Genomic DNA, 25,303 nt, shown 5'->3' with positions numbered 1-25,303 from the left:
TCAGCTCCCCACGGCGGCCGGCTGCCGCACCGCCGGTGAACGGGCCCAGGGGGCGCCGAGCTCGGAGAACAGCAGCAGCTCCTCGGCGGCCCGGTCGACCAGCGCGTCGACGCCGGGTACGACCTGGTGGGCGGTGGCGCCCTCGCCCTCGGCCCGCCGGTGCCCGGCCGGGATCTCCGCCGGGTCCGGGGCGCAGCGCACCGCTTCCACCACCTCCATGAAGGAGCGCGTCGCTGCGGGCGGGACGAGCAACGGCCGGGTGCGGTCGCGCAGGTGGGCCAGCAGGTCCTCGAGCAGGTCGGTGCCGGTGTGCGTCGTCGTCTCGTCGACGCCGTCGCCCTGCAGCCGCACCTCGCCGGTCTTGTAGGACAGCGTGATCCGCCCGGCGCTGCCGTGCACGACGAGCACCGGGTCGCGGGGGTGCTCCGCGGCCAGCGTGGCGGCGATGACCACCACCTGCCCGTCAGCGGTGCGGATCCGCAGGCAGGAGGTGTCGTCGGCCTCGATCGGGTTGGCCCGGTAGAGCTCCACCTCGACCGACTCCAGCGAGCCGGCGTGCGTGGCCCCGGTCAACGCCAGGGCGGTGGCCACCGCGTGGGCGAAGGGGTTGGTCAGCGCGCCGTCGATGACCGGCACCCCGTCGACGCTGCGTCGCCCGGCCCAGCTCGCGCGGCCGTAGTAGGACGCGTCCCGGACCCAGGCGCACGCACCGCCGATGCCCCGCACCGTGCCGATCGCACCGTCCTCGACCAGGGCGCGCACCCGGCCGATCGCCGCGGAACCGAGGCTCTGGAAGCCGATCTGGCAGGCCGCGCCGGTGGCCTCGATCCCCTCGACCAGCCGCTCGAACTCGGCCAGCGTCGGAGTGGGCGGCTTCTCCAGCAGCACCGCGCTCCCCGCCCGGGCGGCGGTGAGGGCCAGGTCGGTGTGGGTGTGGATCGGCGTGCAGATGACGGTCACGTCGGGACTGGTCGCGGTGAGCAGCTCGTCCAGCGAGGCGGCGACCGGGACGTCGCCGGCCAGGGCGCGCAGCTCGTCGTCCAGCGGCCGCGGGTCACAGATCCCGACCAGCTGCGCGTCGCCGGCCGCGGCCAGCCGGCGGAGGTTCTGCAGGTGCCAGCGACCGTGGCCGTGGGCGCCGACGAGCACCACCCGGCCGGGGAGCTCGGACAGTTCTGGCACGTGATCCCCCTTGATCGAGCCAGGCGCCGGCGCGGTCGCCGACGGGGGCCGAGCGTAACCAGACCGGCGTGTTCGGGAAAGGGCTTGCCGAGGGGCGCGCCCGGCCTCGTCGACCGCCCACATCGGTGACGAGGACGAAGAGCGAGGTCAGAGCCGTGTGCGAGGCATCGTTGCGCTTTCGTGACCGGCCGGTCGAAGTCGACTCGTTGACATCGTGGAGCCGTCCCGAGTAGAAAGCGCTTACCCACTTGTGAGGCAGCGCACAGCCTCAGCCGGGTGGGCAGGGCTCCCTTGCCGAGCGTTGACAGGGTCCCGGACGGGGGTCTAGAAAGCGCTTACCGAGCATGTGACCCACTGCACACCAGACGCACCGGACGACGAGGTCCGACGAGCTGCACAGAGAGGTGAGAGCCCGTGTCGTCAACGCTCGACGTCCCGCCGCGCGAACGCTCGCACGGCGAGGCTCCCGGGGGCGCGAGCCGTGCTGCCTCCCGTGCACGGAGACGGAGGTCCGGCCGGCTCGCGCCGTACCTGTTCCTGGCCCCGTGGTTCGCCGGCCTGCTCTTCATCACCGCCGGTCCCATCGCCGCCTCCGCCTACCTGTCCTTCACCGACTACAGCCTCATCGGCGCGCCGGAGTGGATCGGGCTGGACAACTTCCAGCGGATGTTCGACGACCCGCGGTTCTACCAGTCGCTGAAGGTCACGTTCATCTACGTCGTCGTCTCGGTGCCGGTCCAGCTGGCGTTCGCACTGTTCCTGGCGATGATCCTGGACCGCGGCCTCCGCGGCCTGGCGCTCTACCGGTCGGTCTACTACCTGCCCTCGCTGATCGGCGGCAGCGTCGCGATCGCCATCCTGTGGCGGCAGATCTTCGGCTCCGACGGGCTGCTCAACCAGGTGCTCCGGTTCGTGGGGTTCGAGAACCCGCCCGGCTGGGTCTCCGACCCCGACTACGCCCTCGGCACGCTGATCATCCTGAACGTCTGGACGTTCGGCGCCCCGATGGTCATCTTCCTGGCCGGGCTCCGGCAGATCCCGACGATGTACTACGAGGCGGCGTCCCTGGACGGCGCGGGGAAGGTCCGGCAGTTCGTGCAGGTCACGCTGCCGCTGCTCTCGCCGATCATCTTCTTCAACCTCGTGCTGCAGACCATCAACGCGTTCCAGACGTTCACGCAGGCGTTCATCGTCAGCGGCGGCACGGGTGGCCCGGCGGACTCGACGCTCTTCTACACGCTCTACCTCTACCAGCGCGGCTTCGGCAACTTCGACATGGGCTACGCCTCGGCGCTGGCCTGGTTCCTGCTGCTCATCGTCGGTGGGCTGACCGCGATCAACTTCATCGCAGCGAAGTACTGGGTGTTCTATGGCGACTGACCTGACCGTGGCCCCCCCTGTGGCTGCCACGGAGAAGCTGCCCGACCGGAAGAAGAAGCAGCGGCCGCGCTGGCTGGCGCACATCGTGCTCATCCTGGGCGCGCTGCTCATGCTCTACCCGCTGCTGTGGATGCTCTCCAGCTCGTTCAAGTTCACCGAGGACATCTTCAGCCAGACCGGCCTGATCCCCGAGCGGGTCACCACGGAGAACTACCCCGACGGCTGGACGGCGCTGCCCCGGGACTTCGGCCACTACATCTGGAACTCGCTGGTCATCGTCGTCGGCTCGATCATCGGCAACCTGCTGGCCTGTTCCGCGGCGGCCTATGCGTTCGCACGGCTGGACTTCCGGTTCAAGAAGTTCTGGTTCGCGGTGATGCTCGGGACGATGATGCTGCCGATCCACGTGGTGATCGTGCCGCAGTACATCCTGTTCGCCGAGCTCGACTGGATCAACACCTACTGGCCGTTGATCGTGCCGAAGCTGCTGGCCACCGACGGCTTCTTCATCTTCCTCATGGTGCAGTTCATCCGGGGCATCCCGCTGGAACTGGACGAGGCCGCCCGGATCGACGGCTGCGGGCACTTCGCCATCTTCTGGCGGATCGTGATCCCGCTGTCGGTGCCGGCCCTGGCGACCACGGCCATCTTCACCTTCATCTGGACCTGGAACGACTTCTTCAGCCAGCTGATCTTCCTGACCGACCCGGAGATGTACACCGTCCCGGTCGCCCTGCGGACGTTCGTCGACGCGACGAGCCAGACGCCGTGGGGTCCGGTCTTCGCCATGTCGATCGTCGCCCTGGCGCCGGTCTTCGGCTTCTTCCTCGCGGGCCAGCGCTATCTCGTCCGAGGCATCGCCACCACGGGGCTCAAGTGACGACACCCGACAGCTCACCCGACAGCTCACGCAGCACTTACAAGGAGGTAAGGAACGTGCACACGAACCGGAGCAATGGGGCGCGTACGCCCTGGCCCACCCGCATCGGCGTCACCGGCGGCGTCCTCGGGCTGCTGCTGACCACCGCGGCCTGCGGTGGCGACGACGGAGGCGGCGCAGCCGCCGACGGTGGCACGACGCGCGACGACGGGCCGGTCACCATGCGGATGTCGTGGTGGGGCAGCGACACCCGGCACGCCGCCACCCAGGAGCTGATCGACCTCTACGAGTCGCAGAACGAGGGCGTCACGATCGAGGGCGACTTCACCGGGTTCGCCGACTACTGGGACCGGCTGGCCACCAGCACCGCCGGCGGCGACGCGCCCTGCCTCATGCAGCAGGACACCCGGTACGTCCGGGAGTACGCCGACCGTGGGGCGCTGCTGGACCTCACGCCGTACATCGAGGACGGCACGATCGACACGAGCAACCTCGACCAGAACGTCGCCGAGACCGGCGCGGTCGAGGACGCCACCTACGCGATCCCCACCGGGGTGAACGCCTTCTCCGTCGTCATCGACCCTGCGGCCTACGCCGCCGCCGGGGTGGAGGTCCCCGACGGCGAGTCCTGGACCTGGGACGAGATGGTCGACACCGCCGCCCAGGTCACCCAGGCCACCGGTGGCCAGGTGTACGGGATGCAGGCGATGGGCCTCAACGGTGGGGACACCAACTTCGAGGTCTACGCCCGCGAGCAGGGTGAGGCGCTGTTCGACGAGAACGGCGAGATCGGCTTCACCGCCGAGACCCTGGCCGACTGGTGGGCCATCGAGAAGGAGGCCTCGACCACCGGGGCGGAGCCGCCGCCGTCCACCACCGTCGAGGTGTTCAACGGCGGGGTCGACCAGGCGCTGGTCGCCACCGGTGCCGGGGCCTCCGGCTTCTGGTGGACCAACGAGCTGCCGGCGCTGACCGCCGGGGCCGGCACCGAGCTGGAGTTCCGCAAGTTCCCCACCACGGAGGGGGACGGCGAGACCGGCATGTACCTGAAGCCGGCGATGTTCTGGGCGATCAGCAGCGACTGCGAGAGCCCCCAGGAGGCGGCCATGCTCCTGGACTGGCTGATCAACTCCGAGGACGCGGTCAACATCATCAAGGCCGACCGCGGCCTGCCGGTGAACACCGAGCTGCGCGACCAGATCGCCCCGACCCTGGACGCTCCCGGCCAGGCCGCGGTGGCCTTCGTCGAGGAGATCACCCCGGACCTGCAGGAGCCGCCGGCGCTGCCCCCGCAGGGCGCCGGTGAGGTGCAGGCGATCCTGCAGCGCTACACCGAGCAGATCCTGTTCGACCAGATCTCGGTGGAGGACGCCGCCGAGCAGTTCATCACCGAGGTCGAGTCGGCCATCGCGTGACCCCCGGCCAGGGGGCGGCCGGCCATCGGCCGCCCCCTGGCCCCCGGTCCCCGGACCACCTGCTGCACAGCCGAGAGGGAGACGTGACCACCACCGACCCGTCCGGGAACCCGGCGCCGCGTCGCTACGCGATCGTCGGCACCGGCCACCGCGCCGAGATGTACGTCGCCGCGCTGCTGGGCACCCACGCCGACGTCGGCCGGCTGGTCGCCCTCTGCGACCCCAACCGCACGCGGATGGCCTACTACCAGCGCCAGTACGCCGCCGCGCACCCCGGCGCGGCACCGCTCCCGGTGTACGCGCCGGAGGAGCTCGACACGATGCTCGACCGCGAGCGACCGGACACCGTCATCGTCGCCAGCGTCGACCACACGCACGCCGAGCACATCTCCCGGGCCCTGCGCGCCGGGCACGACGTGATCACCGAGAAGCCGCTCACCACCGACGCCGCGGGCTGCCGCGCGATCGCCGACGCCGTCGCCGACAGCGGGCGCGACCTCGTCGTCACCTTCAACTACCGCTACTCCCCGCGGAACGCCGCCGTCCGCCGGCTCGTCGCCGAGGGAGCCATCGGCGCGGTCACCTCGGTCCACTTCGAGTGGGTGCTGGACTCCGTCCACGGCGCCGACTACTTCCGCCGCTGGCACCGGGACAAGTCGCTGTCCGGCGGCCTCTTCGTGCACAAGGCCATCCACCACTTCGACCTGGTCAACTGGTGGGTCGACGCGGTGCCGGAGACCGTCTTCGCCCTGGGTGACCTGCGCTTCTACGGCGACGCCAACGCGAAGGAGCGCGGCCTGGGCGAACGCCCGGCGCGCAGTCACGGCGCCCCGGACGCCGGGCTCGACCCCTTCGCCCTCGACCTGGCCGGCAACGACCGGCTGCGCCAGCTGTACCTGGAGGCCGAGGCCGAGGACGGCTACATCCGCGACCAGGACGTGTTCTCCCCGGGCATCACCATCGAGGACAACATGGCGCTGCTGATGCAGTACGCCGGGGGCCCGATGCTCAGCTACTCGCTCAACGCCCACGGCCCGTGGGAGGGCTACCGGGTGAGCATCAACGGCACCGAGGGCCGGATCGAGCTGTCGGTCGTCGAGCGCGCCGCGGTCGTCGCGGCCGACGACGTCATCGGCGGCTTCGGCGTCGCCGTCGACCCCAGCGCCACGCCGGAGGAGGCGTCGGCGCTGTCCGACGTCCGGACGGAGGGCACCGAGCTCGTGCTGCAGCGCCGCTGGGAGGCCGCCCAGCGGATCCCGGTCCCGGAGGGGCCCGGCGCGCACGGCGGGGGCGACGCCCTGCTGCTGGACGACCTGTTCCGCGCCGGCACCCGGCCCGACCCCCTCGGCCAAGCGGCCGGCTGGCTCGACGGCGTCCGCAGCGTGCTCGTCGGCGCGGCCGCCAACCAGTCCCTGACCACCGGCCAGGTCGTGCACCTCGCCGACTTCGGCATCCCGCTGCGGCCCGAGGCCGCAGCCGCTCCCGCCGGGAGCACCCGATGACCCCCTCACCCGCCCCGGAGGCAAGCACCGTGTCCAGCTCGATCGGCATCATCATGAACGGCGTCACCGGCCGGATGGGCTACCGCCAGCACCTGGTCCGGTCCATCCTCGCGATCCGGGACGCCGGTGGCCTCCTGCTCGCCGACGGCAGCCGGGTCGTCCCCGAGCCGATCCTGGTCGGCCGCAACGAGCGCAAACTGGCCGAGCTCGCCGCCCAGCACGGCATCGAGCGGTGGACGACCGACCTCGACGAGGCGCTGCGGGACGACTCCGCGCCGATCTACTTCGACGCGCAGGTGACCCAGGCGCGGGAGAAGTCGATCAAGGCCGCGATCGCCGCCGGCAAGCACATCTACACCGAGAAGCCGACCGCGGAGTCGCTCGAGGGCGCTCTGGAGCTGGCCCGGCTGGCCGCCGAGGCGGGCGTCAAGAACGGCGTCGTCCACGACAAGCTCTACCTGCCGGGCCTGGTCAAGCTGAAGCGACTGATCGACGGCGGTTTCTTCGGCCAGATCCTGTCGGTGCGCGGCGAGTTCGGCTACTGGGTCTTCGAGGGCGACTGGCAGGAGGCCCAGCGGCCCAGCTGGAACTACCGCAAGGAGGACGGCGGCGGCATCGTCGTCGACATGTTCTGCCACTGGTCCTACGTGCTGGAGAACCTCTTCGGCCGGCCGGAGGCGGTCACCGCCAAGGCGGTCACGCACATCCCCACCCGGATCGACGAGCACGGCCAGCCCTACCCGGCCACCGCCGATGACGCCGCCTACGGCATCTTCGAGCTGCCCGGCGGCGTGATCGCGCAGATCAACTCCTCCTGGGCGGTCCGGGTCTACCGGGACGAGCTGGTCGAGTTCCAGGTCGACGGCACCGAGGGCAGCGCGGTCGCCGGGCTGCGGGAGTGCAAGATCCAGCACCGGGCCACCACCCCGAAGCCGGTCTGGAACCCGGACCTCCCGGTCACCGAGCAGTTCCGGGACCAGTGGCAGGTCGTGCCGGACAACGCCGACCTGGACAACGGCTTCCGGGCGCAGTGGGAGCAGTTCCTCCGCCACGTGCTCGAGGACGCGCCGCACGCCTACGACTTCCTCGCCGGTGCCCGCGGCGTGCAGGTGGCCGAGCTGGGCCTGCAGTCCTCGGCCGAGGGCCGCCGGATCGAGATCCCCGAGGTGACGGTGTGACGGCGATCCGCCTGCCGCGCGCCGACGGGACGATCGCGGAGCACCAGCTCGGCGAGCCCGGCGCCTTCACCCGGCCCCGCGGCCCGCTGACCAGCCGCACCGCCTACGCCGCGGCGCACGTGGTGGCCGACCCGTTCGGGGACAACACCCCCGGCGCACCGGTGGACGTCGACTGGGAGGCGACCCTCGCCTTCCGCCGGCACCTGTGGTCCTACGGCCTGGGCGTCGCCGACGCGATGGACACCGCCCAGCGCGGCATGGGCATGCCCTGGAGCACCACCGCCGAGCTGATCCGCCGCTCGGCCGCCGAGGCTCGGGCCTGCGGCGGGCTGCTGGCCTGCGGTGCGGGCACCGACCAGGCACCGGCCGAGCTGGCCAGCACCGACGAGGTGCTCGCCGCCTACCTCGAGCAGATCGAGGTGGTCGAGGGCGCCGGCGCGAACGTGATCATCATGGCCAGCCGGCAGCTGGCCCGGGTGGCCCGCAGCGCCGAGGACTACGCCAAGGTCTACGCCCGGCTGCTCGAGCAGGTGTCCCGGCCGGTGGTCCTGCACTGGCTCGGCCCCATGTTCGACCCGGCGCTGGCCGGCTACTGGGGCTCGGCGCAGCTGACCGAGGCCACCGACACGGTGCTGCAGGTGATCGCCGACCACAGCGCCAAGGTCGACGGCATCAAGGTCTCGATGCTCGACGAGGCGCACGAGGTGGACATGCGCCGCCGGCTGCCCGACGGCGTCCGGCTCTACACCGGCGACGACTTCAACTACCCGACGCTGGTGCGCGGGGACGGCGAGTCCTACTCGCACGCCCTGCTGGGCATCTTCGACGCGATCGCCCCGGCCGCCTCCACCGCCCTGCAGGCACTCGACCGTGGTGACCTGGCCACCTACGACCGGCTGCTCGAGCCGACCGTGGCGCTGTCCCGGCACCTGTTCGGCGCGCCCACGTACTACTACAAGACCGGGATCGTCTTCCTGGCCTGGTTGGCGGGCCACCAGCCGGGCTTCCGGATGGTGGGCGGGCTGGAGAGCTCGCGCAGCCCGGTCCACCTGGCCGAGGTCTTCCGGCTGGCCGACGCCGCCGGGCTGCTGCCGGACCCGGAGCTCGCCGCCGGGCGGATGAGCACGTACCTGTCGACCGTGGGGGTGGCCCAGTGAGCACCGACCCCCGGCTGGACCGCCTGTCGATCAACCACAAGACGGTCGAGGGCTGGTCGATGCCCGACTTCGTCGACGGGGTGGCCGCGGCCGGGCTCTCCGCGCTCGGCACCTGGCGCGAGCCGGTCGCCGAGTACGGCCTGGAGCGCTCCGCGAAGCTGATCCGGGACGCCGGGCTGCGGGTCACCTCGCACTGCCGCGGCGGGTTCCTCACCGCCATCGACTCGGTCGCCCGGGCCGCGGCGCTCGAGGACAACCGGCGGGCGATCGACGAGACCGCCACGCTGGGCGCCGAGTCGCTGGTCATGGTGGTCGGCGGGCTGCCCGCCGGCTCCCGCGACCTGGACGGCGCCCGGGAACGGGTGGCCGAGGCGCTGGCCGAGCTGGCGCCCCACGCCGGCGAGCGCGGGGTGCGGCTGTCGCTGGAGGCGCTGCACCCGATGTACTGCGCCGACCGGGCCGTGCTCTCCACCCTCGGCCAGGCCCTCGACCTGGCCGCGCCCTTCCCGTCGGCGCAGGTGGGCGTGGTCATCGACACCTTCCACCTGTGGTGGGACCCGGAGGTCTGGCGCTCGATCGCCCGGGCCGGTGACCGGATCGCCTCCTTCCAGGTCTGCGACTTCCTGATGCCGATCCCGGCCGACGCGCTGATGGCCCGCGGCTACATGGGCGACGGGGTGATCGACTTCCCGCCGTTCGTCGCCGCGGTCGAGGCCGCGGGCTGGACCGGGGACGTCGAGGTGGAGATCTTCAACGCCGACGTCTGGGCCCAGCCCAAGGCCGAGGTCGTCGAGACCGTCAAGCAGCGCTACCTGGACGTCGTCGTCCCCGACGTGGTGCCCGCATGAGGGTGCTGGTCACCGGGGGCGCCGGCCGGTTGGGCCGCAGCGTCGTCGACGGGCTGGCCGACGCCGGGCACGAGGTGGTCTCGGTCGACGTCACCGCCGCACCGCTGGAGAAGGCCGCCGCCACGTTCCCGGCCGACCTGACCGACCTCGGCCAGGCCTACGGGGTGATGGCCCGGTACCGCCCGGACGCGGTCGTCCACCTGGCCGCGATCGCGGTCCCGTTCAGCCGGCCAGAGTCGGTCATCCACGCGACCAACACCGCGCTGGCCTACAACGTGCTGCAGGCGGCGGTCGACCTCGGCGTCGGCACCGTGGTGACCGCGAGCAGCCCCACGGTGATGGGCTACGGCAGCCCGGCCGGCTGGGCGCCGCAGTACCTGCCGCTGGACGAGGCCTATCCGCCGCGGCCGTGGAACGCCTACGGGCTGTCCAAGCTGGCCGCCGAGCAGACCATGCGGATGTTCGCGGCCCAGCACGGCGACCGGGTGCGGCTGGCGGCGTTCCGGCCGTGCTTCGTCATCGCGCCGGAGGAGTGGGCCGGCGCGCCGACCCAGCAGGGGCACACGGTGCGCGAGCGGATCGCCGACCCCCGGCACGGGGCGGTGTCGCTGTTCAACTACGTCGACGCCCGGGACTGCGCGGACTTCCTGGACACCCTGTTGGGCAAGGCCGAGGGCATCCCCAACGGCGAGGTCTTCTTCGTCGGCGCGCAGGACGCGTTGGCCGAGGCGCCGCTGGCCGAGCTGCTCCCGGAGTTCTCCGGGATCGCCCCGGAGCTGGCCGCCGGGCTCACCGGGACGGCGCCGGCCTTCAGCACCGCGAAGGCCGAGGAGCTGCTGGGCTGGACGGCGTCCCGCAGCTGGCGGACGGAGCTGCGATGAGCACCGTCGCCCGGCTCTCCAGCCGGCTGTTCCGGCTGCCGCTGGCCCGGCCGTGGGGCGCCGACGTCCCGGCGCTGCACCTGCTGGTCACCGAGCTGGAGACCAGCGACGGGCGCACCGGCACGGGCTTCAGCTGGACGCCGTCGATCGGGGCCCGGGCGCTGCAGTCGCTGGTCGACCACGACGTCGCCCCGGTGGTCGTCGGCGGGCCGGTGGAGCCCGGCGTCGTCTGGGACCGGCTGTGGTGGCACCTGCACGAGGCCGGCGGCGGCGGGCTGACCACGATGGCGATCGCCGCCGTCGACACCGCGCTGTGGGACCTGTCGGCGAAGGCGGCCGGGCAGAGCCTGGTCGACCACCTGGGCCGCCGGCGCGACCAGGTCGCCGTCTACGGCAGCGGGGTCAACTTCCACTACTCCCTCGAGGAGCTGGTGGCCCAGACCGAACGCTGGGTCGCCGACGGGTGCACCGCGGTGAAGATCAAGGTCGGCCGGCCGGACCTGGCCGAGGACGTCGAGCGGGTCGCCGCCGTCCGGGCGGTGCTCGGGCCGCACCGCCAGCTGATGGTCGACGCGAACCAGCGCTGGGACCTGCCGACGGCGATGCGCGCGGTCCGGGCGATGGCCCCCTTCGACCTGTACTGGGTCGAGGAGCCGCTGGTCGCCGACGACCTGACGGCGCTGGGCCGGCTGCACGACGCCGGGCTGGGCGTGCCGATCGCGGTGGGGGAGAACGTCTACACCGCGTTCCAGTACCGCGCGCTGCTCGCCTCCGGGGCCGCGGACGTCGTCCAGCCCAACGTGGTGCGGGTCGGCGGGATCACCCCGTTCCTGCGGATCGCCCAGCTCGCGGCTGCGGCGAGCGTGCCGGTGGCCCCGCACCTGCTGCCGGACCTCTCCGGGCAGCTGGCGATGTGCCTGCCGCTGACCACCATGGTCGAGGACGTCGAGGACGCCTCGTTCGCGGCGCTGGGCGCGCTGGCCGAGCCCAGCGGGGTGACCATCGCCGACGGCGTCCTCCGGGCGGCGACGGCACCCGGCCACGGGCTGGTCTTCGCCACCGACAGGATGGAGTCGCTGGACGGCTGAGCCGCCACCGGCGTGCACGACACACCATTGATCTCGGAAAGCGCTTGCCGTACGGTGACGGCAGTCACAGGCGCGACAGCGGACGAGCGAGGGAGCTCCCCATGGCATCGGTCACCTACGACAAGGCGACCCGGCTCTACCCCGGCAGCGACAAGCCGGCGGTCGACCAGCTCGAGCTGCAGATCGAGGACGGCGAGTTCCTGGTCCTCGTCGGCCCCTCCGGGTGTGGCAAGTCCACCTCGCTGCGGATGCTCGCCGGCCTGGAGGAGGTCGACGGCGGCGCGATCCGGATCGGGGACAAGGACGTCACCGACGTCGAGCCGAAGGACCGGGACATCGCGATGGTGTTCCAGAACTACGCGCTCTACCCGCACATGAGCGTCGCGGACAACATGGGCTTCGCGCTGAAGATCGCCGGGATGGGCAAGGAGGAGCGCCGCACCCGGGTGGAGGAGGCGGCCAGGCTGCTGGACCTCGAGCCCTACCTGGACCGCAAGCCGAAGGCGCTCTCCGGTGGCCAGCGCCAGCGCGTGGCGATGGGTCGGGCGATCGTCCGCAAGCCGCAGGTGTTCCTGATGGACGAGCCGCTGTCGAACCTGGACGCGAAGCTGCGCGTGCAGACCCGTACCCAGATCGCCTCGCTGCAGCGCCGGCTGGGCATCACCACCGTCTACGTCACCCACGACCAGGTCGAGGCGATGACCATGGGCGACCGGGTCGCGGTGCTGAAGGACGGGATCCTCCAGCAGGTCGCCAGCCCGCGGGAGATGTACGACCGGCCGGCCAACGTCTTCGTCGCCGGCTTCATCGGCTCCCCGGCGATGAACCTGGCCGAGGTCCCGCTGGTCGAGGGCGGCGCCCGGCTCGGCGACGTGGTGGTCGAGCTCCCGCGGGAGACGCTGACCGCAGCTGGGTCGGACCGGTCCGTCACGCTCGGGTTCCGGCCCGAGGCGATGGAGCTGGCCGAGCCGGGGCAGGGCTTCCGGGCCCAGGTCGACCTGGTCGAGGAGCTGGGCTCCGACGCCTTCGTCTACGCCTCCATCGCCGACCCTGAGCTGGCCGAGCACCTGCACGGTGGCGAGACCGCGCAGATCGTGGCCCGGGTCGACGCCCGGCGGCCACCGGCCAAGGGCGGCGAGGTGTGGTTCAGCATCCGCCCCGGCGAGGAGCACGTCTTCTCCACCAGCACCGGCCGTCGGCTGTCCGCCTGAGGGAGGGCCCGTCCTCGAGCTGAGGGCGGGCCCGGGGCAGGGGCCGACGCAGGCCGGAGCGGAGCCCGGCACGGGTCGGGCGATGCTCAGGGCGAGCACCCGGACGGGGCCGCCGGCGTAGACGGGGAGTCCAGGAGTGTCGACGTCGGGCCCTGCGGCGTCCGCTCCCGGGCGGTCGCCGCGCTGGCTGTTCCAGCTGCTGGGCGTGATGGTCCTGATCCAGGCGGCGATCGCGGTCGCCCGGCCGGTCTCCGCCTACCGGGCGATCGACCTGGGCGCCGGGGCCACCGAGATCGGCATGCTGACCGCGGCGTTCGCGCTGCTGCCGATGGTGGTGGCGCTGCCGCTGGGCCGGGCCGCCGACCGCTGGCGGCCGGAACCGATCCTGGTCGGCGGGGTGGCCCTGCTGGTGGTCGGCTGCGTGCTGCTGGCGACCAGCGGCTCGCTGCTGGCGCTGGCGCTGGGCAACGTGGTGCTCGGGCTGGGCAACCTCGGCTGCATCGTCGGCGGGGAGAACGTCGTCGCCCGGTTGCCCGGTGACCGGCTGGACTCCGGGTTCGGGCTGTTCACCGCGGTCGTCTCCGCCGGTCAGCTGGTCGGGCCGGCGCTCGCCGGTGCCGTGCTGGCCACCGCGCCGGGGGAGCTGTCGACCGGCACGGCCAGGGCACTCGTCCTCTCCGCAGCGCTGTGCGCCTTCGCCCTGCCGGCGTCCTGGTGGCTGGCCGCCGGACGGCGGTTCCCGGCGGCCGCGGCCCGCCCGACCGGCCGGACGTCGGCCTTCCGGCTGCTCGGCCGGCCGCCGGTGCGGTCCGGGATCTTCGCCAGCCTGGTGCTGGCCGCGGCGGTCGACCTGCTGACCGCCTACCTGCCGCTGCTGGGGGAGAACCGCGGCATCTCCCCGGCGGTGGTCGGGGTGCTGCTCAGCGTCCGGGCCGGCGCGACCGTGGCCTCCCGGGTGCTGGTGCAGCGGATGCTGGTCCGGGTCGGCCGGGCCCGGCTCGTCGTGCTGAGCACCGTCGGTTCGGGGATCGCCGTGGCCTTCCTCCCGGCCACCGGCAACGTCTGGGTGCTCGGCGCACTGCTGGCGTTGATCGGGTTCCTGCTCGGCGTGGGCCAGCCGCTGCTGATGACGTTGATCATCCGGGCCGTGCCGGACGACGCACGCGGCACTGCGCTGGCGCTGCGGCTGGTGGGCAACCGGGTCGGGCTGGTCGGCACCCCGGCAGCGGCCGGACTGCTGGCCGGGACGGCCGGGGTCTCGGCGGCGTTCTGGTTGCTCGGCGGCCTGCTCGCGGTGGCCGTGGTCGGCGCCCGGCACAGCGACTGACCGACCGCCCGCCGCCGGGGCGCGGGGGCCCGTTCGCCGAGTGACAGCTGAGCGGGCTCTCGTGCCCGGGGAAGCCCGCTCACCTGTCACTCGACGGCCCAGGCGCGGCGTGACCCCTGCCGCAGTCGGGGCGGGAGCGGAATGGGTGGCGCGCAACTCGGCCTTGTCCCGGCATGGACTTGTTCTCCCCCATCACGCTCGGCGACCTCCAGCTCGCCAACCGCGTCGTCATGGCGCCGCTGACCCGCATGCGGTCCGGTGCCGCCGGCGTCCCCGGAGACCTGGTGGTCGAGCACTACGCCCAGCGGGCCGGTGTCGGCCTCATCATCACCGAGGGCACCTACCCGAACGTCGAGTCGCGCGCCTACCCCGGCCAGCCCGGGATCACCGACGACGAGCAGGAGGCCGGCTGGCGGCGGGTCGCCGACGAGGTGCACGCCCGCGGCGGGCGGATCGTCATGCAGGTGATGCACGGTGGCCGGGTCTCGCACACCGACATCACCGGCACCGACCGGATCGTCGCGCCGTCGGCCATTGCCATCCAGGGCGAGGCGCACACCCCGAAGGGCAAGGCGGCCTACCCGGTGCCGCACGCGCTGACCACCGAGGAGGCGCGCGCCACGCTGGCCGACATCGTCGCCGCGTCGAAGCGTGCCATCGCCGCGGGCCTGGACGGCGTGGAGGTGCACGGCGCCAACGGCTACCTGCTGCACGAGTTCCTGTCGCCCGCGTCCAACCAGCGGGACGACGTGTACGGCGGCTCCCCGGAGAACCGCGCCCGGTTCGTGGTCGAGGTCGTCACCGCGGTCGCCGAGGCCATCGGTGCGGGCCGGGTCGGGCTGCGGATCTCCCCTGCGCACAACATCCAGGACGTGCTGGAGACCGACCCGGACGACGTCCGGGCCACCTACGGCGCGCTCCTCGACGCGCTCCGACCGCTGGGCCTGGCCTACCTGTCGGTGCTGCACTCCGAGCCGGCCGGCGAGCTCGTCCAGGAGCTCCGCCGCCGCTTCGACGGCCCGCTCGTCGCCAACAGCGGCTTCGGCACCGTGACCACCCGGGCGGAGGCGGTGCAGCTGATCGAGGCGGCACACGCCGATGCCGTGGCGGTCGGCCGCGCCGTCATCGCCAACCCCGACCTGGTCGCCCGCTGGGCCGGCGAGCACCCGGAGAACGCACCGAACCCGGCGACGTTCTACGCCGTCGGCGCCGAGGGCTACACCGACTACCCGGCCCTGCAGCTCAGCCAGAGCTGAGCCCGGGTCCTCCCGCCGGCGCCATGGGCGATGAGTGCTGGCGCCGGCGGCGGTCTTCCTCCTGACGCGCCGGTGACCCGGCGTCCGCGGCCGGGGAAGGCACCGAGATGACCGAGAACGTGCACGACGTGGACGAAGCAGCCCTCCTGTCCTGGGTCGGAGGGACGTACGACGGCCTCGCCGACCTGCTGGCGACCGGGTCGGACGGCACGTGGGGTGCCCCGTCGCTCTGTGCGGGCTGGCAGGTCCGGCACGTGGTGGCGCACGTGACGATGCCGGCGCGGTTGTCGGCCGAGCAGTTCGGTGCCGAGCTGGCGGCGGCCGGCGGGGACTTCACCCGCCTCTCGGACACCGTGGCGGCCCGGGACGCGTCCCTGCCGGACGCCGAGCTCGTGGCCGCACTGCGTTCGCCGGACCTGCACCGCTGGCAGCCGCCGGGTGGTGGCGCGGCCGGTGCGCTCAGCCACGCCGTCATCCACTCCCTCGACGTGACCGTCGCCCTCGGCCGGCCACCGGTCGCCCCGGCCGAGGGCGTGCTCGCCGTCCTCGACCAGCTCACCGCGGCGGACGGGGCGTACTTCGGGATCGACCTGACCGGCCTCCGGCTGGAGGCCGCGGACACCACCTGGAGCTGGGGGGGCGGCGAGGTCGTCCGCGCGGACAGCGGCCACCTGGTCGCCCTGCTGAGCGGCCGCACGCTCCCCGACGGCCGAGCCCTGCCCCGGGGCTGACCCTCACCAGGGTGGCGCCGTCGGGCGCTGATCGTCGCGTCCCGTGCGGCGGACCGAGGACCAGCGCGCTACGGCAGGCCGGGCGGCCGGGCGTGGTCACGGAACGGTTGCGGACCGTTCAGCCCCTTGACATGTGGTCGTCGTCACCCCGACGATCCCCCGCATGACTACGTTGTCATCGGGACCGCCCGACGAGTCAATGACTACGTTGTCATCGGATGTCGTCGCAGGTCCGGGCGCCGGCCGGGCGCTCGGTCGGCTGCCCACGATGGTCGACGTCGCCCGCGCCGCCGGCACCTCGCAGAAGACCGTCAGCCGGGTGGTGAACGCCGAGCCCGGCGTCCGTCCCGAGACGATCGAGCGGGTGCAGCGGGCGATCGCCGAGCTGGGCTTCCGCCGGCACGACGGCGCCAGCCACCTGCGCCGCGGCACCAGCACCGCCAGCATCGGCCTGGTCCTCGAGGACCTCGCCGGCCCGTTCTACGCTGCGCTCACCGCAGGGGTGGAGCGCCGGGCCCGCGAGCACGGGTACCTGCTGCTCACCGGCTCCGCCGACGGGGACGCCGAGCGCGCCGGCCGGCTGGTGCAGGCCTTCGCCGCCCGCCGGGTCGACGGCCTGCTCATCGCCCCGAACCTGGTCGGCGACGAGGTGCTCACCGCCAACCTGCCGCCCGACGTCCCGGCGGTGCTGCTCGACCGGCCCAGCGCCGACCACGGCACCGACGAGGTGCTGTCGGACAACGCCGGCGGCATCGCCTCGGCCGTGCACCACCTGGCCGAGCGGGGACACCGGTCGATCGCCTACCTCGGCGACGACGAGCGGTTCTGGACCTCCCGCCAGCGCCGCGACGGCTACCTCGCCGCCTGCGCCGAGCGTGGGCTGGGCACCGACGGGCTGGTCTCCCTCGGTGCGCTGACCCCCGAGCGGATCGCCGCCGCGGTCTCCGGCTGGGCCGCGGCCGGGGTCACCGCCGTGGTGACCGGCAACAACCGGGCCAGCGTCGCCCTGCTGCACCACCTGCACGAGCGCACCGGCCCGCGCCCGGCGCACGTCGGCTTCGACGAGCTGGACCTGGCCGACCTCCTCGACCCGCCGCTCACCACGGTCGCCCAGGACGCCGCCGGCATCGGCTCGGCCGCGGTCGACCTGCTGTTCGAGCGGCTCGCCACGCCGACCCTGCCGCCCCGCTCGGTCGTCGTCCCCACCCGTCTCGTCGTCCGGCGGTCCAGTCCGCCGCCGGACGGCGCGTCCGCACCACCCGTCAGGAACGACCGATGACCGCCCGTCCCGACCTCCAGGAGCAGCCCATGTCCCGCACCCGCCTCTCCGTCCGCGCCGCCGTCCCGGTCGCGCTCACCACCGCCCTGCTGCTGGCCGGCTGCGGCGGGAGCGACGACGAGTCCGCGGCCGCCGAGCCGGCCGCCGAGGGCTCCACCGACTCCGCGGTGCCCGACACCAGCGACATCGTCGGCGGGGTCAGCGAGGACGCCGCCCTGGCCGAGGGCCTGCCGGCGGACCTGGCCTCGCTGTCCATCGGGTCGAACGTGCAGTCGCCGCCGAACAACTTCTACGCCGAGGACGGGTCCACCCCGGTCGGCTTCGAGGTCGACATCATCACCGCGATCGGCAACAAGCTCGGCCTGGACGTCGAGTACTCCGACATGGCCTTCGACTCGCTGATCACCGGCCTGCAGACCGGCCGGGTCGACGCCACGATCGCCGGGATGAACGACACCCCGGAGCGGCAGGAGTCGATCGACTTCGTCGACTACTTCGAGTCGGGCATCACGATCATGGTGCAGAAGGGCAACCCCGCCGGGATCGAGGCCAGCGCCGACCTCTGCGGCCAGGCGATCGCCGTCGTCCAGGGGACGACGCAGGAGGACTTCGCCGCCGAGCAGTCCGCCGAGTGCGAGGCGAACGGCGAGGAGCCGCTGGAGGTCACCGCCACCCCGAGCGACTCGCAGAACCAGACCCAGCTGCGCACCGGCCGGGTCGACGCGATCCTGAACGACCTGCCCACCGCCGTCTACATCTCCCAGACCGCCGGCGACGGCGAGTACTTCGAGACCGTCGACCAGGACCCGATCAACGGCGGTCCGTACGGCATCGGGCTCAACAAGGACGACGCCGCGCTGCGCGACGCCATCCAGCAGGCGCTGCAGTCGCTGATCGACGACGGCACCTACGACGAGATCCTCGAGGCGTGGGACGTCACCTCCGGCGCGGTCGACCAGGCGACCGTCAACGGTGGCTGACCGCGCCGGCGCGGCGCTGACCAGGCCGGTCGACGCACCGGGGGACGGCGAGCTGCTGCCCCAGGTGCGGATCCGGCACTGGGGGCGCGTGGTCGCCGGGCTGGCCGTCCTCGCGGTGCTGGGGCTGCTGTTCCAGGCGATCTCGCGGGGGGACATCGACTACGCCAGCATCCCGGCGCTGCTCACCCAGGACGTGATCCTGGAGGGGCTGGTCGACACCATCGTGCTGGCGGTGGTCGCCCAGGCCGGGGCGATCGTCCTCGGCACGATCGTGGCGCTGATGCGGACCTCGGCCAACCCGGTGCTGCGCTGGGTCTCCTGGGCCTACATCTGGGTGTTCCGCGGTCTGCCGGTGCTGCTGCAGATCCTGCTCTGGTACAACATCGCGCTGGTCTTCCCGACCTTCTCCATCCCGATCCCGTTCACCGACGCCTACCTGCTCGACCAGCCGGCGAACGTGATCATGACCGGCTTCCTGGCCGCGTTGCTGGGGCTCGGGCTCAACGAGAGCGCCTACATGGCCGAGATCGTCCGGGCCGGGCTGACCAGCGTCGACCGGGGGCAGACCGAGGCGGCGAAGTCGATCGGGATGTCGCCGGCGAAGGTGCTGAGCCGGGTCGTGCTGCCGCAGGCGATGCGGGTGATCATCCCGCCGACCGGCAACGACTTCATCAACATGCTCAAGGGGACGTCGATCGCCTCGGTCATCGGCTTCACCGAGCTCATCCACGCCGCCAACGCGCTCTCCAGCCGCAGCCTCGCGGTCATGGAGACGCTGCTGGCCGTGGCCGTCTGGTACATGGTGGTGGTGAGCGTGGCCAACGTCGGGCAGTACTACCTGGAACGGCACTACAACGCCTCGATCCGGCCCACGGGCACCCGCGGGTCGGTGTGGGCCAAGGTCGGCGGCTCGCTGCGCACCCCGCCGTTCATGCGGAGCTCCCGGTGAGCGCCGCAGTGGGCGAGGGGGTGGCGCAGGGCGAGGTGCTCGTCCGCGCCCGCGGGCTGCGCAAGCACTACGGCTCGCTGGAGGTGCTCCGCGGCGTCGACCTCACGGTGCGGCGCGGGCAGGTCGTCGTCCTGCTCGGGGCCTCGGGGGCGGGCAAGAGCACGCTGCTGCGCTGCGTGAACCACCTCGAGGCCGCCGACGGCGGCGAGATCTGGGTGGACGGCGTGCCGATCGGCTTCCGGCACGACGGCGACCGGCTGCACGAGCTGCGGGAGAAGGACGTCGCCCGGCAGCGCGCGGAGATCGGCATGGTGTTCCAGCGGTTCAACCTCTTCCCGCACCGCACCGTGCTGGCGAACGTGACCGAGGGCCCGGTGCAGGTGCGCGGCGTCCCGCGGCGGGAGGCGGAGGCCTACGCCCGGGAGCTGCTGGAGCGGGTGGGGCTGGGCGACAAGGTCGACACCTACCCCGACCGGCTCTCCGGCGGGCAGCAGCAGCGGGTGGCGATCGCCCGGGCGCTGGCGATGCGGCCCAAGCTGCTGCTGTTCGACGAGCCGACGAGCGCGCTGGACCCCGAGCTGGTCGGGGAGGTGCTGGCGGTGATGACCGAGCTGGCGCGGGAGGGGATGACGATGATCGTCGTGACCCACGAGATCTCCTTCGCCCGCGAGGTCGCCGACCACGTCGTCTTCATGGCCGGCGGGGTGGTGGTCGAGGAGGGGCCGCCGGAGCAGGTGATCGGCGCGCCGCAGCACGAGCGCACCCGTGCGTTCCTGGCCCGGGTGACCGCGTGAACCCTGCTCGTCTCTCGGCCTACCTGTCCGCCTTCGCCGAGGAGGAGGGCTACCTGGACTTCGCCCGGGTCGGCCCGCCGTCCCGGCCGGTGGTCGAGGCCGGCACCGCGGCGCTGGCCGCGGTGTCGGCCGCGGGGCTGGGCACCGTCGACGAGCTGATGGGCGCCGAGGGCCGGGCGCTGGCCGCGGCGTCCCGGCTGCTCGGCTTCCCGCCGGGCAACGTCGCCTACTCGCCGAGCACCTCGGCCGGGTTGTTCCAGGCGGCGTTCGCGGTCCGCGGGCCGGTGCTGGTCAGCCCGGCGGAGTTCCCGGCGAACCTCTACCCCTGGTGGCGGGCGGAGTCGGCCGGGCGGCTGGACGTCGTCCCGCTGCCGGCCGGGCCGGTGACGCCGGACGTCGTCCGAGCCGCCCCGGACGCGGCGGCGCTGGTGGTCAGCGCGGTCGACTTCGCCACCGGCTTCCGGGCCGACCTGTCCGGACTGCGCGAGGTGCTGGGGGAGCGGCTGCTGGTCGTGGACGCGATCCAGGGCCTCGGCGCGGTCGACGTCGACTGGACCGCAGCCGACGTGCTGGTCGCCGGTGGGCAGAAGTGGCTGCGCAGCGGTTGGAGCACCGGGGTGGTGGCGGTGTCCGACCGGGCCCTGGAGCGGCTGGACCCGCTGCTGGCCGGCTGGACCGGGGTGCAGGACGCCACCGACTACGACGGCGCCGAGCACCCGCTGGCCCCGGGCGCGGCCCGGTTCAGCACCACGAACACCAGCCCGGTGGCGCAGGCGTGCCTGGCCGCCGGGCTGGAGCTGCTGGAGTCCGCCGGCGTGCGCTGCGTCGCGGCCCGGATCGCGGGCGGGGTCGACGAGCTGCTGGACCTGCTGGACCGGCGCGGCGTGGTCGTCACGTCGGCCCGGGAGCCGGCCTCCCGAGCCGGGATCGTGGCGTTCCGGGTGCCAGGCGTGGACGGCGCGGAGCTGCACGCTGCGCTGGGCCGGGCCGGGGTCACCTGCACCCGGCACGGCGAGCGGGTGCGGCTCAGCGTGCACGCGACGACGGCCCCGGCCGCGCTCGACCGGGTGGACGACGCCCTGGCCTCCCTCGGTGTGACGGCCGCCCAGGCCTGACGGCCGCGGCTGCGCGCTGACCGGGGTGTCCCACGCCGGACGACCCCGGTCAGCGCACCGTGGTGCGCCCGCGCCGCCCGCGCGGGGCAGGTCTCGATCGGGTGACGGTCGAGGCCGGCGTCGTGCAGGAGCCGATCCGGTGGGCAACACGGTGTTGCGGGCCGCTCGACCCACGAGCGGCGGTCGCCACGGGCCGACACACGACATCCCGGGCCGGCACGGCCTGGTGAGGAGACCGTCATGCGCACGTCCACCCTGTCCCGCTCGTCCTCCACCCGACCGGGTCGGCGCAGCCGCCTCGTCTCGGTGCCCGTCACCGGTGCCGCTGCGCTCGCCCTGGTCCTCACCGGGTGCGGTGCGGAAGAGGGGGACGGCGTCACCGCCGTCGACCTCTACAACGAGGAGGCCGAGCTCCTCGAGGAGGACACCGAGGCCCAGGGGGACACCGGGGTCCTGGACGACCCCGGGGCGGTGGAGGAGGGGGAGGGCGAGGCCGCCGGCGGCACCGGTGATGCGGCCGCCGCCGTGCCGGGGTCGTTCGTGGCCGGTGGCGTGGCGATCCCGCCGCTGCTGATCGAGGCGGACCCCCAGGCCGCGCTGGCCGAGCTGCCCGCCGACCCGGCCGTGGCCACCCTCGTCCCGGTGCTGGCAGTCCCCACGGACGAGGGCTTCTGGATCGGCACCGAGCAGGCCCGGATCTGGGTCCAGCTGGTCGAGCCGGGTGAGTCCCCGGTGAACGTCAACCCGGGCGACCTGGTCTCCTTCACCGGCGAGGTCGTGCCGAACGCCGACGGCTTCGTCGAGGGCCTGTCGCTGCCCGCCGACCAGGCGGCGGCGCTGACCGACCTCGGCTACCACGTCGAGGTGCCGGCGGGCGACGTCACCGTCGGCTGACTGTGAGGCCGGACGGGACGGTCCTGTGGTCAGCGCACAGCGCTGTGCGGATCAGGCGGCGTGCTGGACGGGGAGCTGGTCGGTGAGGGCCTCGGCCAGGTGCCGACCTCGGGGCGGGAGCGGCGGCGCCGCCCGGATGACCTGGACGGGCTCGGGCTCGGGCTCGGGCTCGGACTCGGCCGCCGGGGTCTCGGTTGCCTGGGGCTCCACGGCGCGGACCGGCTCGGCCACCGGGGCTGCTGCCTCGGGCAGCGGCATCCGGACCGATGCGGGGTTCTCCGCGATGGTGGCGACCGCGGCCAGGCCGTCGGTGTGGATGCGCGCGATGGACGCCAGGACGGCGGTGGCCATCTCCTCGATGGCCTGCACGTCGATGGCGAGGTGCTCGGCGGCAGCGTGGATGCTCATGCTCTGGTCATCGGCAGCCCCGCCCGCCGCCGGAACCGGTTCGTCACGGCTTCTCCCCGCAGGTGCGGGACATCGGGGTCGGCCGTGTCGGGGCGACCCCTCCGGGTACGCGCCCGACCATGCGGAAGAAGAAGACAACGACCCGGGACACGGTCCTGCGCGGCGTCCTTGCGGGCATCGGCGGGACCGTCGTCATGACGGCCTTCCAGAAGTGCATCGAGATGCCACTCACCAAGCGAGGTGAGAGCGTCGCGCCGGCCCGTTTCGCGGAGAAGGTGACCCCGGCGCAGGCGAGCTCACCCTCCGGCCTGCGCCGGCTGAACTGGGTCACCCACGTCGCGCTCGGCACCATGTGGGGCTCGGCCTACGGCATCGCCGCGGCCCGGGGGCTCCGAGGCCAGAGGGCCGTCAACACCGTCTTCGGCCTGGTCTACGTCGGAGACGTCGCACTGAACACCGCGCTCGGGTTGTACCGCCCGTGGCAGTGGTCGGCGAAGGAGGCCCTCGTGGACGTGGTGGACAAGTACGTGCAGGCGCAAGGCACCGGCTGGGTCTTCGACCGCTTCCTGGACCCGGCCAGGTAGGCCGGCCCCCGCGGATGTCAGGCCGGGCGGGACCGCTCGTCGTCGGGGGCCGGGCGGCGCCAGCCCTGCTCGACCGAGACGCGACAGCCGTGGGGGTCGTCGCCGCAGGCGGTGAACAGCGCGTGGAGCAGGAACGGGCCGTGGTCGAGGGTCTCCGGCGGCAGCGGGCCGGTGGCCACGAGCGACGCCAGCCCGTGGCCGATGGTCCAGCTCTGGATCGCCAGGTCCAGCGGGACGACGTCGGCGCGAAACCTCCCAGCGTCCCGGCACCGGCGGGCGGCCTGGACCAGCTGCTCCAGCGTCGCGTCGGCGGCCGGCAGGTCCTCCAGGTCGACGCTGGCGTCGAACATCACCCGGTACAGGTCGGGGTGGGTGAGGGCGTGGTCGAGGTAGGCCGCGCACAGGGCGGTCAGGTCGCGTATCGGGTCGGGGGTCTCGGCCACGGTCGCGAACCGCGCGCCCAGCCGGGTGAAGCCCTCCTGGCGGAGCGCCTGCCAGAGCCCGTCCATGCCCTCGAAGTGCGTGTAGACGGCCATCGTCGACACCCCGGTGCCGGCGACCAGCGAGCGCAGCGTGATCGGTTCACGCGCCCGGAGCATGGCGGCCGCCCGCTCGATGAGCTGGGTGCGGACCGCCGGGTCCTTCGGGCGGGCCACGAGCTGGACAGTACATGCCATAACGCTGCTATGTTCAGCGCCAGTCCGGATCCGCCGGGCCGCTCGGATGAGGAGTCAGCATGGCGATCACCCTGGTCAACCCGGCCGGTCTTCCGGCGCCAGACGTCTACCACCAGGTCTCGGTGGCGACCGGGTCGCGGCAGGTGTTCGTCGCGGGGCAGGTCGCCGTCGACGCCGCGGGCGAGAAGGTGGGCGTGGGTGACTTCGCCGCTCAGGTCGCCCAGGCCTGTCGGAACGTCGGCACCGCCCTGGCCGAGGTGGGTGCGTCCTTTGCCGACGTCGCCACGATGACCGTCTTCGTCGTCGACTGGACGCTGGACAAGATGCCCGCCTTCCTCGACGGGGTGGCCCGGGCATCGGCGGAGCTGGGTGTCACCCCGGCCGCGCCGGCCTCGCTGATCGGCGTCTCGGTGCTCTTCGACCCCGACTTCTTGGTCGAGGTCCAGGCCACCGCCGTCCTGGACTGAGCGGGGCGGTCGGGCCGGCCGTGCCGCCGGCCCGACCGCTGCTGGATCAGCGACGGCGGGCGGCGGCGCTCAGGGCGGGCGTCGCCCACATGTTGTCGCCCACGTTGACCGTGTGGCCGGGCGGCACGATCGCGTCGATCCGGTCGAGGACGTCGTCGGACAGCTGCACGCCGTCGGCGGCCAGGTAGGACTCCAGGTGATCCATCGTGCGTGGGCCGACGATCGCCGCGGTGACCGCCGGGTGCCGGACGACGAACGCGATGGCCAGCTGCACCATCGTCAGCCCGGCCTCGTCCGCGAGCGCGCCCAGGGCGTCGGCCGCGTCGAGCTTCGCGGCGTTGGCCGGGTTGGCCGCGTCGAAGACGCCGGGGAACCGCTGGGCGCGGCCGACCGACCCCGGCCCGCTGACCTCCTGGCCCTTCCGGTACTTGCCGGACAGCCAGCCGCCGGCCAGCGGGCTGTAGGTGAGCACGCCCATCCCGTACCGCTGGGCGGTCGGCAGGACGTCGACCTCGACGGCGCGGGTGAGCACCGAGTACGGCGGCTGCTCGGTGCGGAACCGCTCGCGGCCCCTGCGCTCGGCCGTCCACTGGGCCTCGACGATCTCCGACGCCGGCACGGTCGAGGCGCCGAAGGCGCGGATCTTGCCGGCGTGCACCAAGTCCGACAGCGCGCCCAGTGCCTCGTCGACGTCGGTGGCCGGGTCGAGGCGGTGCACCTGGTAGAGGTCGATCCAGTCGGTGCCCAGCCGGCGCAGCGAGTTCTCCACGGCCTCGGTGATCCAGCGCCGGGACATGCCGCGCTGGTTGGGGCCCTGGCCGAACGGCAGGCCGACCTTGGTGGCCAGGACGACGCCGTCGCGCCGGCCGCCGGTCAGGGCCTTGCCGACGACCTCCTCGGACTCCCCGTTCGAGTAGACGTCGGCGGTGTCGATGAAGGTGATCCCGGAGTCGAGGGCGCGGTGGACGATCCGCACGCCCTCGTCGGGGTCGGGGTTGCCGACGACGCCGAACATCATGGCGCCGAGGCAGAGGTGGCTGACGGACACGCCGGTCCGTCCCAGGGGTCGCTGTTCCACGGGGTGCTCCTCGCTGGTTACGATCTGCCCGAAGTGGACAGC

The 25,303-nt window shown here is 73.2% G+C and carries 25 protein-coding genes; 21 read left to right on the top strand and 4 right to left on the bottom strand.

Annotated features, from left to right (window positions below; genetic code table 11):
• Positions 1–1,182, bottom strand: a complete 1,182-nt coding sequence (locus O2W20_RS00245) for a Gfo/Idh/MocA family protein (RefSeq protein WP_269169749.1) — start codon at positions 1,180–1,182, stop codon at positions 1–3.
• 414 nt (positions 1,183–1,596) lie between these two features.
• Here O2W20_RS00245 and O2W20_RS00240 point away from each other — a divergent pair, with 414 nt between their 5' ends.
• The 19 genes from O2W20_RS00240 to O2W20_RS00150 all read left to right on the top strand — a co-directional run bounded on the left by O2W20_RS00240 (position 1,597) and on the right by O2W20_RS00150 (position 22,047).
• The gene (locus tag O2W20_RS00240) at positions 1,597–2,562 is read left to right on the top strand and encodes a carbohydrate ABC transporter permease (RefSeq protein ID WP_269169748.1); all 966 of its coding nucleotides are present in this window, start codon (positions 1,597–1,599) and stop codon (positions 2,560–2,562) included.
• 19 nt (positions 2,563–2,581) lie between these two features.
• On the top strand, positions 2,582–3,442 hold the full coding sequence (locus O2W20_RS00235) for a carbohydrate ABC transporter permease (RefSeq protein ID WP_269169747.1): 861 nt from the start codon (positions 2,582–2,584) through the stop codon (positions 3,440–3,442).
• Positions 3,443–3,498: 56 nt separating this feature from the next.
• Positions 3,499–4,857, top strand: a complete 1,359-nt coding sequence (locus tag O2W20_RS00230) for an ABC transporter substrate-binding protein (RefSeq protein ID WP_269169746.1) — start codon at positions 3,499–3,501, stop codon at positions 4,855–4,857.
• A gap of 83 nt (positions 4,858–4,940) precedes the next feature.
• The gene (locus O2W20_RS00225; protein WP_269169745.1) at positions 4,941–6,359 is read left to right on the top strand and encodes a Gfo/Idh/MocA family oxidoreductase; all 1,419 of its coding nucleotides are present in this window, start codon (positions 4,941–4,943) and stop codon (positions 6,357–6,359) included.
• Positions 6,360–6,388: 29 nt separating this feature from the next.
• Positions 6,389–7,537 carry a Gfo/Idh/MocA family protein gene (locus O2W20_RS00220; protein WP_269169744.1) on the top strand — a complete coding sequence of 383 codons (1,149 nt, stop codon included), beginning with the start codon at positions 6,389–6,391 and terminating at the stop codon, positions 7,535–7,537.
• A complete protein-coding gene (locus O2W20_RS00215) occupies positions 7,534–8,694 on the top strand; it encodes a dihydrodipicolinate synthase family protein (protein WP_269169743.1) in 1,161 nt (386 codons plus the stop codon). The genes O2W20_RS00220 and O2W20_RS00215 overlap by 4 nt, the downstream gene beginning before the upstream one ends.
• Positions 8,691–9,542: a sugar phosphate isomerase/epimerase family protein gene (locus tag O2W20_RS00210; RefSeq protein WP_269169742.1), complete on the top strand. Its 852-nt coding sequence runs from the start codon at positions 8,691–8,693 to the stop codon at positions 9,540–9,542. Before O2W20_RS00215 ends, O2W20_RS00210 begins: the two co-directional genes overlap by 4 nt.
• On the top strand, positions 9,539–10,423 hold the full coding sequence (locus tag O2W20_RS00205; RefSeq protein ID WP_269169741.1) for an NAD-dependent epimerase/dehydratase family protein: 885 nt from the start codon (positions 9,539–9,541) through the stop codon (positions 10,421–10,423). Before O2W20_RS00210 ends, O2W20_RS00205 begins: the two co-directional genes overlap by 4 nt.
• Positions 10,420–11,511 (top strand): mandelate racemase/muconate lactonizing enzyme family protein, encoded by a 1,092-nt coding sequence (locus O2W20_RS00200; protein ID WP_269169740.1) that lies wholly within the window; start codon positions 10,420–10,422, stop codon positions 11,509–11,511. Before O2W20_RS00205 ends, O2W20_RS00200 begins: the two co-directional genes overlap by 4 nt.
• A 101-nt stretch (positions 11,512–11,612) precedes the next feature.
• Positions 11,613–12,722 carry an ABC transporter ATP-binding protein gene (locus O2W20_RS00195; RefSeq protein ID WP_269169739.1) on the top strand — a complete coding sequence of 370 codons (1,110 nt, stop codon included), beginning with the start codon at positions 11,613–11,615 and terminating at the stop codon, positions 12,720–12,722.
• Positions 12,723–12,858: 136 nt separating this feature from the next.
• Positions 12,859–14,049 carry an MFS transporter gene (locus O2W20_RS00190; protein ID WP_269169738.1) on the top strand — a complete coding sequence of 397 codons (1,191 nt, stop codon included), beginning with the start codon at positions 12,859–12,861 and terminating at the stop codon, positions 14,047–14,049.
• A 173-nt stretch (positions 14,050–14,222) separates the two neighbouring features.
• Positions 14,223–15,305 carry an alkene reductase gene (locus O2W20_RS00185; RefSeq protein ID WP_269169737.1) on the top strand — a complete coding sequence of 361 codons (1,083 nt, stop codon included), beginning with the start codon at positions 14,223–14,225 and terminating at the stop codon, positions 15,303–15,305.
• A 107-nt stretch (positions 15,306–15,412) separates the two neighbouring features.
• The gene (locus tag O2W20_RS00180) at positions 15,413–16,036 is read left to right on the top strand and encodes a maleylpyruvate isomerase family mycothiol-dependent enzyme (protein ID WP_269169736.1); all 624 of its coding nucleotides are present in this window, start codon (positions 15,413–15,415) and stop codon (positions 16,034–16,036) included.
• A 268-nt stretch (positions 16,037–16,304) separates the two neighbouring features.
• The gene (locus O2W20_RS00175) at positions 16,305–17,315 is read left to right on the top strand and encodes a LacI family DNA-binding transcriptional regulator (protein WP_269169735.1); all 1,011 of its coding nucleotides are present in this window, start codon (positions 16,305–16,307) and stop codon (positions 17,313–17,315) included.
• 29 nt (positions 17,316–17,344) lie between these two features.
• Positions 17,345–18,295: an ABC transporter substrate-binding protein gene (locus O2W20_RS00170; RefSeq protein ID WP_269169734.1), complete on the top strand. Its 951-nt coding sequence runs from the start codon at positions 17,345–17,347 to the stop codon at positions 18,293–18,295.
• Positions 18,288–19,244, top strand: coding sequence for an amino acid ABC transporter permease (locus O2W20_RS00165; RefSeq protein ID WP_269169733.1), 957 nt, complete (start codon positions 18,288–18,290; stop codon positions 19,242–19,244). Before O2W20_RS00170 ends, O2W20_RS00165 begins: the two co-directional genes overlap by 8 nt.
• Entirely contained in the window at positions 19,241–20,038 is a 798-nt protein-coding gene (locus O2W20_RS00160; protein WP_269169732.1) for an amino acid ABC transporter ATP-binding protein, read from the top strand. Before O2W20_RS00165 ends, O2W20_RS00160 begins: the two co-directional genes overlap by 4 nt.
• Positions 20,035–21,153 carry an aminotransferase class V-fold PLP-dependent enzyme gene (locus tag O2W20_RS00155; protein WP_269169731.1) on the top strand — a complete coding sequence of 373 codons (1,119 nt, stop codon included), beginning with the start codon at positions 20,035–20,037 and terminating at the stop codon, positions 21,151–21,153. Before O2W20_RS00160 ends, O2W20_RS00155 begins: the two co-directional genes overlap by 4 nt.
• A 240-nt stretch (positions 21,154–21,393) precedes the next feature.
• Positions 21,394–22,047: a hypothetical protein gene (locus tag O2W20_RS00150; protein ID WP_269169730.1), complete on the top strand. Its 654-nt coding sequence runs from the start codon at positions 21,394–21,396 to the stop codon at positions 22,045–22,047.
• A 51-nt stretch (positions 22,048–22,098) separates the two neighbouring features.
• Here O2W20_RS00150 and O2W20_RS00145 read toward each other — a convergent pair whose 3' ends face one another.
• Positions 22,099–22,455 (bottom strand): hypothetical protein, encoded by a 357-nt coding sequence (locus O2W20_RS00145; protein WP_269169729.1) that lies wholly within the window; start codon positions 22,453–22,455, stop codon positions 22,099–22,101.
• 119 nt (positions 22,456–22,574) lie between these two features.
• On the opposite strand from O2W20_RS00145, the gene O2W20_RS00140 reads away from it, so the two are divergent.
• Positions 22,575–23,039 (top strand): hypothetical protein, encoded by a 465-nt coding sequence (locus tag O2W20_RS00140; RefSeq protein ID WP_269169728.1) that lies wholly within the window; start codon positions 22,575–22,577, stop codon positions 23,037–23,039.
• A 17-nt stretch (positions 23,040–23,056) separates the two neighbouring features.
• Here the strand turns inward: O2W20_RS00140 and O2W20_RS00135 are convergent, their stop codons facing one another.
• Complete coding sequence (locus O2W20_RS00135) at positions 23,057–23,695, bottom strand: TetR/AcrR family transcriptional regulator (protein ID WP_269169727.1); 639 nt, start codon at positions 23,693–23,695, stop codon at positions 23,057–23,059.
• Positions 23,696–23,775: 80 nt separating this feature from the next.
• Between O2W20_RS00135 and O2W20_RS00130 the strand changes: the two genes are divergently transcribed.
• On the top strand, positions 23,776–24,183 hold the full coding sequence (locus tag O2W20_RS00130; protein ID WP_269169726.1) for a RidA family protein: 408 nt from the start codon (positions 23,776–23,778) through the stop codon (positions 24,181–24,183).
• 46 nt (positions 24,184–24,229) lie between these two features.
• Here O2W20_RS00130 and O2W20_RS00125 read toward each other — a convergent pair whose 3' ends face one another.
• The gene (locus O2W20_RS00125) at positions 24,230–25,261 is read right to left on the bottom strand and encodes an aldo/keto reductase (protein WP_269169725.1); all 1,032 of its coding nucleotides are present in this window, start codon (positions 25,259–25,261) and stop codon (positions 24,230–24,232) included.
• Between the last annotated feature and the right edge of the window lie 42 nt (positions 25,262–25,303).

It is taken from the genome of Modestobacter sp. VKM Ac-2982 (genome assembly GCF_026967935.1).
Classification (GTDB): Bacteria; Actinomycetota; Actinomycetes; order Mycobacteriales; family Geodermatophilaceae; genus Modestobacter.
This window is presented reverse-complemented; position numbering and strand designations above follow the sequence as displayed.